Origin of the sequence: Brevundimonas sp. UBA2416 (assembly GCF_002343105.1) — a bacterium.
In the GTDB taxonomy this organism is placed as follows: Bacteria; Pseudomonadota; Alphaproteobacteria; order Caulobacterales; family Caulobacteraceae; genus Brevundimonas.
Genome location: NZ_DDRM01000005.1, coordinates 14370 through 26151 on the forward strand (window position 1 = coordinate 14370; position 11782 = coordinate 26151).

Below are 11782 nucleotides of genomic sequence, written 5' to 3' on the forward strand. Positions count from 1 at the left end.
CTTGACTGGGGGTCAAGGGGTCGCAGGTTCGAATCCTGTCGCTCCGACCATCTTCCTCAATGAAGACGGTTGGTTGAAGGGGTCGCTTTCGGGCGGCCCCTTTGCAATTTCGGTTAGGTGTCGCCGCGCTCAGCCCATTTGAACAGCGGATACAGCGGAACACCCCAGCCGACGCCGGCGACGGCGAAGACGACGAAGTCGATCAGCTGGCCCGGCGGCAGCAGGCCGCGAAGGGCGATGGCGCCCCAGATCCAGAACGCCACGAAGGCCAGCACGCCGATCATGGCGATGAAGCGCCGAGTCCGCGGGCCCATGGTCAGCGCTTGCTCCGGAACAGGAAGAAGGCGCCGAGAGCGAGAGCCGAGCCGGCCAGCGACCAGAGCACCCAGGTCCATTCGTTCATCGTGCTGGCGCTGAAGACGCGCACGGCCAGGAACCAGCCGGCGACGGCGGCGACGGCCGAGACCAGAGAGGTGGCGAACAGGCCGCGGCGGCCGGTGACCAGATCGGCCAGCCAGGCCAGGGCGAACGCTCCGAGCACCGCCATGATGATTTCGATATACGGCAACCGGCCTCTCCAGACTTGCGGCGATGCGACGCCGAAAAGCGACTCGATCTCGCCGCACAGCGGGGGCATACCGCTGGGGCCGGCGCGAACCAGGGTCGCGGGGGCACTGTAACGGTCAGGACGGCAGGCGTCGAATGAAGCGTTTCATCGGTGGCGATCAGAATCGCGCGGTCGCCGTCTGGCTGTTCACCTGCGCCGTCCTCGTGTTCGTCATGGTGGTGGTCGGCGGTGTGACCCGCCTGACCGGCTCGGGGCTGTCGATCACCGAATGGAAGCCGATCATGGGCGCCTTGCCGCCGATGAACGCGGCGGACTGGAACGAAGCGTTCGAGAAATATCGCGCCATCCCCCAGTATCGGGAGGTCAACGCCGGGATGAGCCTGGCCGAGTTCCAGGGCATCTTCTGGTGGGAGTGGGCGCATCGCCTGCTGGGGCGGCTGATCGGCGCGGCCTTTGCCCTGCCGTTCGCGGTCTTCCTCATCCTGCGCCAGGTGCCGCGGCGGCTGATCCTGCGCTGCGGCGTGCTGCTGGTGCTCGGCGGGCTGCAGGGGCTGATCGGCTGGTGGATGGTGTCCAGCGGCCTGTCCGAGCGGGTTGATGTCGCCCCGGAGCGGCTGACGGTGCACCTCGGTCTGGCGCTGCTGATCTTCATGGGACTGATCTGGACCGGGCTGGAGGCCTGGAACGGCGAATCGCATAGCCGGTCGCCGGTGGGCTGGAGCCGTGGCGCGGCGGTGTTGCTGGGGGCGGTCTTCTTCCAGTGCCTGCTGGGCGGGCTGGTGGCTGGGGCCAAGGCGGGCTTCGTCTATACCGACTGGCCGCTGATGAACGGGGCGCTTCTGGCGCCGGTGGACTGGAGCGGCGGCGGTCTGACCTTCCTGCACGATCAGGCGCTGGTGCAGTTCAATCACCGGATCTGGGCCTATGCGCTGCTGATCGGCGGCACGGTCTATGCGGTGCAGGCGTGGCGCTGGCGGCTGGCCGAGGGGCTGGGCGCGGCGGCGTTCGCCGTGGCGGCGGCCCTGTGGCTGCAGGCCCTGCTGGGCATCGCCACGCTGATGAACGCCACGCCGCTGTGGCTGGGGGCCCTGCACCAGGCCGGCGCGGCGCTGGTGCTGGCGGCGGCGACGGTCAATCTGTGGCTGGTGCGGCGCTCGCAGGCGCGGTTGTTTACGTCCGGACCGAGGTCCAGGGGCCTCTGATCGCGAAGGTGATGCCGGGGTACATGATGTTGACGAACATCACCGCGCCGTCGGGCGAGAAGCAGGCGCCGGCGAACTCCGAGTTACCGGTGAAGACGTTGCGGCCGATCGTATAGGTCTTGCCGTCCGGGGTGACGCCCTTGAGGTGGTTGCGCACCTCGCTGGAATAGTTGTCCTCGCAGAGGATCAGGTGGCCCCAGGGCGCGACGATGAGATTGTCGGCCATGTTGGTGGTCCGGATGTCCGTGCTCTCGAGAAACAGCTGAATCCGGCCCGGCATGAGGCTTTCGCCGCGCCGGCCTTCCATGCGTGAGGGGACATAGCGCAGGACCTGGCCCCGCTTGAGCGGACCGCCCGAGGTGGCGGTCATGTAGAGCTCGCCGTCGCCCCAGAAGACGCCTTCGCCGCGCGCCACCAGCGCCGCGCCGGCGGCATGGCCGCGCTGACGCAGGTCGCCGTTGGGCGATTCGACGTCCTCCATGTCGATCCAGACGACCTCGCGCCAGTCGTTGACGCCCCACTCGCGGACATCATGGTTCGACGTGTTCGCGCCCGGCTTGCCCTTGAGGGCCATGGCCTGAAGCCGTCCGCCCTCGGCCAGCTTGCCCGGTGTGGTCGGGATGAAGCGGTAGAACAGGCCGTCGACCTTGTCCTCGGTCAGATAGACGATGCCGGTGCGGGGATCGACGCAGACCGCCTCGTGCTCGAACCGGCCCATGGCCTTCAGGGGTACGGGGGCGACCAGACCGGTTGCGTCGGCCGGCACCTCGAAGACATAGCCGTGCGACTTCGTCACATCCGAGTTGGCGGCTGTCTCTTCCGTCTCTTCGCAGGTCAGCCAACTGCCCCACGGCGTGTGGCCGCCGGAGCAGTTGTTGCTGGTACCGGCCAGCGACAGGTACTGGCGCACGGTGCGGCGGGTCTCGAGGTCGTAGATCAGCGTCGTCGTGCCGCCCGGCAGCACGCGTCCGTCCCTGTAGGTGTCATAGGCGCGGGCCGGGTCGAGCAGGCCGATGCGCTCCTGATGGAAGCCGCCCGGACCGAGGTTGCGGTGCAGGGCGCCGGAGCCCTTCAGCTCATGGTTTCGCACCAGGGCCACACGTGGCCCGTCGAGGGCGAAACAGCCCATGCCGTCCGGCTGGCCCGGCACGAACAGGCCGTCGTCCATGGTGTCGCCGCTCTGGGAGATGACCTGGTAGGTGAACCCCTCGGGCAGGTCGAGCAGGCGGTTCGGATCGCGGACGAGCGGGCCGTAGCCGTGAACCTCGTTGATGTAGGTCTCTTCGGTCGCGGCGGCCTGGGCGGCGACGCTGCGTGCCATACCCGTGAAGGCGAGTGCGGCGGCCGAGCCGGCGATGAGGTCACGACGATGGGGGCGCATGGGGACTCCGGAAGCTTAGGTTGACTAAACCGGACCGGGCCCGGCGGTCATCATGGTTCTGCGACAGGCGAGTGAAATCGCCGCGCTGTTTTGCAGGGCGGTTGCGGGAGGCATGGCGGAGCGCCCGGGCCTTCGCCCGGATGAGCAGATGGAAATACCGTTTCGGCGAAAGACAGACGCTCCGCGCGGTCGGTTTTCCGGAAGCTTGCGTCGGGTGGCCGTATTCGGGCCTTACCGCAGCGCCTCCGGCGGGCAGGTCGGGCGACGAACCCGATCCCTGGAACGATCTGGGTATCCCCCCCGATCCTCCACCCCGGCCGGCCGACCCTTAGGAGGTCACCGGATCCGGTCCGGCCTCCCTGCTTACGCAGCGAGATCCCGCTCCATCCGCTCCCGCCGCCGCTTCGGATCGCCGGCCGAGCGAGCCTCCCTGCGACGGGACGGGGGGAGTCTAGGACGGGGGCTTGCTATGGCGGGTTCGTGACGCTGCATTTTTTGGAACAGCAGCGGAATCAGAGGGTTGGCGGCGCGGGATATGCTGGCAATCGGCGGATAGGCAGCACCCAGATTTCTTCTCCCAATGGGAGAGGGTGTACGTCAATCTTTCAACGCGCGCCCGGCCACCACGGCCTTCGCACCGAATTTCGCCCGCAGGGCGTCGATAGCGGTCTCGGTTTTCAGGGCCCGCGCCTCGGTCGATTCGAACAGGGCGGGGGCGTCGATGGCGTCGACCACTTCGGCCATGCCGATGCCGATCAGGCGGTAGGGGCGGCCCAGTTCGGGGGCCATCAGGGCCCGTCCGGCGGCGAACAGGGCGCGGGCGGTCTGGACGGGCTCGGGCAGGGAGACGCGGCGGGTGACGATCTTGAAGTCGGTCCGGCGCAGCTTGAGCACCAGCACGCGACTGGCGACGCCGTCGCGCCGGGCCTTGGAGGCCAGTTTCTCGCACAGGGGCCAGAGTTCGGCCTCGAGGTCCGCCGCCGAGGTGAGGTCTTCGTTGAACGTCGTCTCGGCGCTCATGCCCTTGCGTTCGTGGCCGGGATTGACCGCGCGGGCGTCGCGGCCGTGGGCCAGGTCATGCAGGCGCAGGCCGGTCTCGCCATAGCGCCGGACCAGATCGCGCACATCGGCGGCGGCCAGATCGCCGACGCTGGCGTAGCCGTCGCTCTGCAGGGCCTTGCCGAACACCGGGCCGACGCCGGGCAGGATTCCCACCGGCCGGGGCGCCAGCACGGCGGCGGCTTCGGAACCCAGCACCGAGAAGCCGCGCGGCTTGTCCAGTTCCGACGCCACCTTGGCGAGGAAGCGGTTGGGGGCGAGGCCGATGGAGACGGTCAGGCCGGTGTCGGCCTCGATCTGTTGCTGCAGCCGGATCAGCTGGAAGGCCGGCGGGCCGCCATTCAGCCGCTCGGTGCCGGCCAGGTCGATCCAGGCCTCGTCCAGCGACAGGGTCTGGACCAGCGGCGTCAGCTTGCCGACCGCGCCGAAGATGGCCTCGCTGGCGGCGATGTATTTGCGAAAGTCCGGCTTGATGACCACGGCCTCGGGACAGGCCTTGAGCGCCTTGAACATCGGCATGGCGGAATGAACGCCGTACTGGCGGGCGATGTAGCAGCAGGTCGAGACCACGCCGCGCTTGCCGCCGCCGACGATGACGGGCCGGTCGCGCAGCTCGGGCCGGTCGCGCTTCTCCACCGAGGCGTAGAAGGCGTCGCAGTCGAGATGGGCGATGGTCAGCTGGTCGAGTTCGTCGTGCTGGACCGTCCGACGGGAGCCGCATGCGGGACAGCGATCGACCTTGAGGTCGCCGGTCTGGAGGCAGTCGCGGCAGATCGATTTCATGCAGAGGGGATTGTGCCTGAGGCGACTGCGGCTCGCCATCGCCATCCTTGGTCGCGGAGGGTCGGGTCCGAGGTTCATCACAAAGGACACTAAGAAGGAGAAACCACGAAGGCCACGAAGGGACCGGCGTTTCGGGGCCGCGCGCAGCGCCTTGTTTTCTCGAATGCTGGAATGCCTGCGGCGGCTCGCGCTCGATCTCGTCGTATTCTTTGTGTGCCCTTCGTGTTCTTCGTGATGAACCAGCTCCGCCCAAGCTGACCGGGGCACTCGACGTTCGAGCCTTTTCTCCGGTCCGGCGGCCGCTTCACCCCAACTTAAGACCCGTCGGGCCACAGTGCACGAAGAAGGCGCCAAGCCTCCGTGCAGCCGCACCCAGAGGCAACCAGGCCAAGGTGATGATGTCCAAGAAAGTCCTCATCGTCGAGGATAACGAGCTGAACATGAAGCTCTTTCATGATCTGCTCGACTCGCAGGGCTACGAGACGCTGCAGACCCGCGAGGGGCTGCAGGCGCTGGCCCTGGCGCGCCTGCACAAGCCCGATCTGATCCTGATGGACATCCAGCTGCCGGAAATCAGCGGCCTGGAGGTCACCAAATGGCTGAAGGACGATGAGGAGCTGAGCCACATCCCCGTCGTCGCCGTCACCGCCTTCGCCATGAAGGGCGACGAGGAGCGTATCCGCCAGGGCGGCTGCGAGGCCTACATCTCCAAGCCCATCTCGGTGATGCATTTCCTCGACGTGGTGCGGAAACATCTGGGGTAGGGACCGATGACGGCGCGTATCCTTGTCGTTGACGACGTTGAAGCGAACGTCCGCCTGCTCGAGGCCAAGCTGACGCTTGAATACTATGAGGTGCTGACCGCCGCCGACGGCGCGACGGCGCTGCAGGTCGCCTCGGACGAACGCCCCGACATCATCTTGCTGGACGTGATGATGCCCGGCATGGACGGGTTCGAGACCTGCCGTCGGCTCAAGGCCGATCCGGTGACGCGGCATATCCCCGTGGTGCTGGTGACCGCGCTGGACGGGCGCGAGGACAAGCTGAAGGGACTGGACGCCGGGGCCGACGATTTCGTCACCAAGCCGATCGACGACGTCATCCTGTTCGCCCGCGTGCGCTCCCTGCTGCGGCTGAAGTCGGTCATGGACGAGCTGCGCGAGCGCGAGGAAAGCGGCCGCCGGCTGGGCGTGGACACCGACGGCGCCGGACGGCTGCGTGGTTCGGGCGGGCGGATACTGATCGTCGACGACAATGAGCGTCAGGCCGGAAAGATGGTTGAACATCTGGCCGGCGAGCACCGTCCGACGGTCGAAAGCGACCCGGCCGCGGCCCTGATCGCGGCGCGCGGTCCTGTCGACCTGATGATCGTCAACGTCTCGAGCGCGGAGTTCGACGGCCTGCGCTTCGTCGCCCAGACCCGGTCAACCGAGACCTCGCGGCGTATCCCCATCCTGGCGGTGGTGGATCCGGCGGACCGGCCGCGTCTGCTGAAGGCGCTGGAGCTGGGCGTCAACGACATCCTGCCGCGTCCCGTCGATCCCGAGGAACTGGAGGCGCGCGCCCGCACCCAGATCAAGCGCAAACGCTATGCCGACTTCCTCAAGCAGAAGCTGGACTACAGCCTCGAGATGGCGGTCACCGACGCCCTGACGGGTCTGCATAACCGCCGCTATATGGCGGGCCAGCTGCAGGCCCTGATGAGCCGGGCCGGGCAGGGGGGCGAACCCGTGGCCGTGCTGGTGCTGGACATCGACCACTTCAAACTGGTCAACGACGGCTTCGGCCATGACGCCGGCGACGAGGTGCTGCGCGAGTTCGCGGTGCGTCTGGCGACCAATGTCCGCGCCATCGACCTGCCGTGCCGGCTCGGCGGCGAGGAGTTTGTGGTGGTGATGCCGGGCGCCGGTCTGGAAGACGCCACCCATGTCGCCGACCGCATCCGCCGCGACGTCGGGGCCCAGCCGTTCCCGATCATGAGCGGCACCGAGGCGCTGACCGTCACCGTCTCGGTCGGCGTCGCCGCCAGCACGGGTCTGGACGATACGCCGGAGGCGCTGCTCAAGCGGGCCGACGAAGGGGTCTACGAAGCGAAGGCCCGTGGCCGGAACCAGGTGATCGCGCGGGCCGCCTGAGGGCCGCTATCGGCTCATCCACGGCTTCGACTTGCCGGTTGCGATTCGGGCGGCCTGTTCGCGCTGGAAGCGGCCGCCGCGGGGCGGCTTCTCGCGCGCGTCGATCGCAGCCTTCTTCAGACGCAATGCCCGCTGGACGGGGCTTTCGGGCGGCAGGTCGTCGGTCGGATCGCTCATGACGGCAGTCTAGCACGTCGCAGGACGCCGGACCTCGCGGACCGGGCCGCCACCCAAACAAAAACGCCCGACCTTTCGGCCGGGCGTTCTGATCCTCGGATCGGCCTCGCTTCGCTCGTTGTCCGAGGAAGGCGAGGTTGAAAGGAAGCCTTACTTGATCTTGCCTTCCTTGAACTCGACGTGCTTGCGCACGACGGGGTCGTATTTCTTGACGACCATTTTCTCGGTCATCGTGCGGGCGTTCTTCTTGGTCACGTAGAAGAAGCCGGTGTCGGCGGACGAGTTCAGGCGGATCTTGATTGAAGCCGGCTTGGCCATCGGAAATACCTTTGCGACGGCGAAAGCCGCTGAAATGAGAGGCGCGGAACATACTCAGGCGCGCCTCAAAGTCAACGCCGGTCAGACAGGCCGCCACGGGGCCACTGGCCGCACCGTCGCGCAGGCCGGCGAACCGTCCTTCCCGCGACCCGGCAGATGCACTTCCAGCAGGGCGCCCGGGGCCAGGAGAGCCCTGGGGATGTCGTGGATGTCGATCTTGGCCCGGCGGCTCCAGGGGCTGGCGTGATCGCCCGCCGATGTGCCGATGCGGATGTAGACGAAGCGGCGCACCGTTCCCTCGCGCCGGACGAAGGGGCCGGTCATGCGACCGTCGGGATGCAGGGTGACGGGGAGTTCAAAGGCGATCGGGCCGTCGCCGGCGGTGCGCGGCTCGAACGGCAGGTCGTCCTTCTGCAGGCTGTAACGCACGCCCGGCACGGGGTCGTCGATGATGAGGCGAAGCGTCACGGCAGCGGTCATAACACCAGGTTAGGCGGGGCCGCGTGTTCGTGCCAGATTGGCGGAATGAAACAGATCGCCGCCATTGCCGCCGCCGCCATCGCCCTGTCCGCCTGCGCCACCATGCCCGCGCCCGCGCCGCAGCAGGACGCCTTCATGGCCAATCTCAACGCCCTGTGCGGGCAGAAATTCGTGGGACGGGTGGTCACCACCCAGGCCGCGGACGCCGATTTCGCCGCCTCGCGCCTGCTGATGCATGTGCGCGACTGTTCGGCCGACGAGGTCCGCATCCCGTTCTGGGTCGGCGAGGACAGGTCGCGCACCTGGGTGATCAGCCGCAATGAGGACGGCGGGCTGACGCTGAAACACGATCACCGGGACCCCGAGGGCAATCCCGACGGCCTGCACTGGTATGGCGGCGACACGGCCGCGGCCGGGACGGCGAACCGGCAGGAGTTTCCCGTCGATGAGTTCTCGATCGAGCTGTTCAACGCCGGCAACGCCGCGGTCTCGACCACCAATGTCTGGGCGGTCGAGGTGCATCCGGGGCGGATCTACGCCTATGAGCTGCGCCGCGAGAACCGCTACCTGCGTGTCGAGTTCGACCTGACCCGGCCGGTCGCCGAATAGGCCCTAGCCGGCGGCCATGACGCCACAGGCGACCCGGTCGCCGGCGCCGCCGATGGGCTGGCTGACGTGGTCGTCGGCATTGGCGTGGATGACCAGGGCCGAGCCGTCGGCGTCCCAAAGCCACTGGCCGGGGCCGTTTTCCGCGATGCGGGCGCGGCTGGTGAACAGTTCGGCGCGCACCTGGCCGGAGGCGTCCGCGAAGACATTGGGCAGGTCCCCGTCGTCCGGCCCGCCGGCGTTCAGCAGTCCGTGCGGGGCCTTCGGGTCGCTGTGATTGATGTGGGCCCCGGCCGAGGTGAAGGGCGCGTCGCACTGGCCCGTCGCGTGGATGTGGACGCCATGCCAGCCGGGCGTCAGCCCCTCTGCCTCGATGCGGATCAGCAGGCCGGTCGGTCCCTGGGTCAGGATTGCGCGGCCGACCCGCGCGCCCGAGGCGCCGACCAGCGTGGCTTCGCCGAAATCGCCCGGGTTCGCCCGGAGAGGGGCGTCAGGCCGGTCATTGGCGGTGACGCTGATGCAGCCGGCCAGGGCGGCGGTCAGGGGCAGGAGGGCGAGGGCGGTCAAACGGGCGGCGGGCATGGTCGGGGTCCTTGTTTCGGCGGGGCGAAAACCCTCGGCGTCGCTTTGCCACGGCTGCCCCCGGATGCTAGAAAACGCGTTCGCGGATCACGTTCCGATTCCGGCCATTTAAAGCCTGATTTCCTTGACTGACGACAGCTACGACAACGCCCTTCCTCCCTCGTCGGGGGCCGGCGGCGGCGACATATCCACCATCACGATCGAGGACGAGCTGAGGCGCTCGTATCTCGACTACGCCATGAGCGTGATCGTGTCCCGCGCCCTGCCGGACGCGCGTGACGGGCTGAAGCCCGTGCACCGCCGCATCCTGTATTCGATGCACGACCTGAAGATGACGCCGGACCGGCCGTATTCGAAGTGTGCGCGGGTCGTGGGCGATGTGCTGGGCCGGTTCCACCCGCATGGCGACGCCTCGGTCTATATGGCGCTGGTGCGCATGGCCCAGCCCTTCTCGATGGGACTGATGCTGGTCGACGGCCAGGGCAATTTCGGCTCGGTCGACGGCGATATGCCGGCGTCGATGCGTTACACCGAGGCGCGGATGGCCCCGGCCGCCTCGGCCCTGCTGACCGACATCGACAAGGATACGGTCGATTTCCAGCCGAACTACGACGAGAAGGAGCTGGAGCCCGTCGTCCTGCCGGCGCGGATCCCGAACCTGCTGGTCAATGGCGCCGGCGGCATCGCCGTCGGCATGGCGACCAACATCCCGCCGCATAATCTGGGCGAGATCGTCGACGCCTGCGTCGCCCTGCTCGACGACCCGAACATCAGCGACGACGCCCTGCTGGACATCGTGCCCGGCCCGGACTTCCCGACCGGCGGCGAGATCATGGGCCGGACCGCCCCCCGCAACGCCCTGCGCGATGGCCGCGGCTCGGTCATCGTGCGCGGCAAGGCCACGATCGAGACGATCCGCAAGGATCGTGAGGCCATCGTGGTCACCGAGCTGCCCTTCCAGGTCAACAAACAGACCCTGATCGAACGCATCGTCGAAATGGTCCGCGAGAAGCGGATCGAGGGCATTTCGGACGTCCGCGACGAATCCGACCGCGACGGCATGCGGATGGTCATCGAGCTGAAGCGCGACGCCTCGGCGGATGTGGTGCTGAACCAGCTGTGGCGTTTCACCGCCATGCAGAGCTCGTTCGGCGTCAACATGCTGGCCCTGAACCACGGCCGCCCGATCCAGATGGGGCTGCGCCAGCTGCTGGAGGCCTTCCTCGAGTTCCGCGAGGAAGTGGTCGTCCGCCGCATCAAGTTCGAACTGGCCAAGGCCCGCGACCGCGGCCACGTGCTGGTCGGTCTGGCCGTGGCTGTCGCCAATATCGACGAGGTCATCCACATCATCCGCAGCTCGGTCGATCCGGCCGAGGCGCGCGAGCGGCTGCAGGCCAAGAGCTGGCCGGTCGGCGACATGATCGCCCTGATCGAACTGATTGCCGACCCGCGCTCGATGCTGGTCGAGGGCGACAAGCTGAACCTGACCGACGAACAGGCCCGCGCCATCCTGGGCCTGACGCTGAGCCGCCTGACCGGCCTCGGCCGCGACGACATCTTCGGCGAGGCGCGTGGCCTGGCCGACACCATCCAGGGCCACCTGACCCTGCTCAGCGATCGCGCCAACATCCTGGCGGTGATCCGTGCGGACCTGCTGGAGGTGCGCGAGGAGTTCGCCGTGCCGCGCCGGACCCTGATCGGCGAAGGCGACTATGAGCTGGAAGACGAGGACCTGATCCCGCGCGAGGACATGGTCGTCACTGTCACCCACGGCGGCTACGTCAAACGCGTGGCGCTGAACGCCTATCGGACCCAGCATCGCGGCGGCAAGGGCCGCAGCGGCGTGGCGATGAAGGAGGATGATGCCGTCGTCGGCGTCTTCTCGGCCTCGACCCATACGCCGGTGCTCTTCTTTGCCACCAACGGCAAGGCCTACAAGCTGAAGACCTGGCGGCTGCCGCTGGGCAATCCGCAATCGCGCGGCAAGGCCTTCGTCAACCTGCTGCCGATCGAGCCGGGCGATTCGATCATGAACGTCCTGCCCCTGCCCGAGGACGAGGCCGAGTGGGGCAACTACGACATCATGTTCGCCACCCGCTCGGGCGACGTGCGCCGCAACAAGCTCAGCGACTTCGCCACGGTCAACCGGGCCGGCAAGATCGCCATGAAGCTGGAGGACGGCGATCACATGGTCGGCGTCGCCCTGTGCACCGCCGAGGACGACGTCATGCTGACGACCGCCCTGGGCCGCGCCATCCGCTTCAAGGCTGACGACGTGCGCGTCTTCAAGGGCCGGGATTCGACCGGTGTGCGCGGCGTTCGTCTGCAGAAGGACGACGCGGTCATCTCCATGGCCGTGCTCGGCCGGGTCGACGCCACGCCCGACGAACGCGCCGCCTATGTCAAACACGCCACCGCCATGCGCCGTGCGACCGGTGAGGGCGAGGACGAGGTCGTTGCGGTCGAGGCCGACGACGAAGCGACCGGCGAC

Annotated in this window: 13 protein-coding genes; 5 read left to right on the forward strand and 8 right to left on the reverse strand. The window is 67.9% G+C overall.

The window, feature by feature from the left end:
- Positions 1-113: 113 nt before the first annotated feature.
- Both B3E43_RS01065 and B3E43_RS01070 read right to left on the reverse strand, forming a co-directional pair.
- A complete protein-coding gene (locus tag B3E43_RS01065; RefSeq protein ID WP_292026042.1) occupies positions 114-314 on the reverse strand; it encodes a DUF2842 domain-containing protein in 201 nt (66 codons plus the stop codon).
- A 2-nt stretch (positions 315-316) separates the two neighbouring features.
- Positions 317-568: a transglycosylase gene (locus B3E43_RS01070; RefSeq protein WP_292026043.1), complete on the reverse strand. Its 252-nt coding sequence runs from the start codon at positions 566-568 to the stop codon at positions 317-319.
- A gap of 134 nt (positions 569-702) precedes the next feature.
- On the opposite strand from B3E43_RS01070, the gene B3E43_RS01075 reads away from it, so the two are divergent.
- Entirely contained in the window at positions 703-1770 is a 1068-nt protein-coding gene (locus B3E43_RS01075; protein ID WP_292026044.1) for a COX15/CtaA family protein, read from the forward strand.
- Here the strand turns inward: B3E43_RS01075 and B3E43_RS01080 are convergent.
- Together B3E43_RS01080 and B3E43_RS01085 are read right to left on the reverse strand one after the other, a co-directional pair.
- Entirely contained in the window at positions 1739-3151 is a 1413-nt protein-coding gene (locus tag B3E43_RS01080) for an alkaline phosphatase PhoX (RefSeq protein ID WP_292026045.1), read from the reverse strand. The two genes, B3E43_RS01075 and B3E43_RS01080, sit on opposite strands and share 32 nt — an antisense overlap.
- Positions 3152-3748: 597 nt before the next feature.
- Positions 3749-4993: a DNA polymerase IV gene (locus tag B3E43_RS01085; RefSeq protein ID WP_292026046.1), complete on the reverse strand. Its 1245-nt coding sequence runs from the start codon at positions 4991-4993 to the stop codon at positions 3749-3751.
- 398 nt (positions 4994-5391) lie between these two features.
- Here B3E43_RS01085 and B3E43_RS01090 point away from each other — a divergent pair, with 398 nt between their 5' ends.
- Positions 5392-5757 carry a response regulator gene (locus B3E43_RS01090; protein WP_055830736.1) on the forward strand — a complete coding sequence of 122 codons (366 nt, stop codon included), beginning with the start codon at positions 5392-5394 and terminating at the stop codon, positions 5755-5757.
- A gap of 6 nt (positions 5758-5763) precedes the next feature.
- Positions 5764-7128, forward strand: a complete 1365-nt coding sequence (locus B3E43_RS01095; protein WP_292026047.1) for a PleD family two-component system response regulator — start codon at positions 5764-5766, stop codon at positions 7126-7128.
- Between the two features lie 6 nt (positions 7129-7134).
- Here B3E43_RS01095 and B3E43_RS01100 read toward each other — a convergent pair whose 3' ends face one another.
- The 3 genes from B3E43_RS01100 to B3E43_RS01110 all read right to left on the reverse strand — a co-directional run bounded on the left by B3E43_RS01100 (position 7135) and on the right by B3E43_RS01110 (position 8091).
- Entirely contained in the window at positions 7135-7305 is a 171-nt protein-coding gene (locus B3E43_RS01100) for a hypothetical protein (protein WP_292026048.1), read from the reverse strand.
- A 150-nt stretch (positions 7306-7455) separates the two neighbouring features.
- On the reverse strand, positions 7456-7623 hold the full coding sequence (gene rpmG / locus B3E43_RS01105) for a 50S ribosomal protein L33 (RefSeq protein WP_055830646.1): 168 nt from the start codon (positions 7621-7623) through the stop codon (positions 7456-7458).
- Between the two features lie 81 nt (positions 7624-7704).
- Positions 7705-8091, reverse strand: coding sequence for a DUF5990 family protein (locus B3E43_RS01110; RefSeq protein WP_292026049.1), 387 nt, complete (start codon positions 8089-8091; stop codon positions 7705-7707).
- 57 nt (positions 8092-8148) lie between these two features.
- Between B3E43_RS01110 and B3E43_RS01115 the strand changes: the two genes are divergently transcribed.
- Entirely contained in the window at positions 8149-8712 is a 564-nt protein-coding gene (locus B3E43_RS01115; RefSeq protein WP_292026050.1) for a hypothetical protein, read from the forward strand.
- 3 nt (positions 8713-8715) lie between these two features.
- On the opposite strand, the gene B3E43_RS01120 is transcribed toward B3E43_RS01115, so the two are convergent.
- Entirely contained in the window at positions 8716-9291 is a 576-nt protein-coding gene (locus B3E43_RS01120; RefSeq protein ID WP_292026051.1) for a superoxide dismutase family protein, read from the reverse strand.
- 124 nt (positions 9292-9415) lie between these two features.
- Between B3E43_RS01120 and gyrA the strand changes: the two genes are divergently transcribed.
- A partial coding sequence (gene gyrA, locus B3E43_RS01125) for a DNA gyrase subunit A (protein ID WP_292026052.1) occupies positions 9416-11782 on the forward strand: 2367 nt, incomplete at its 3' end.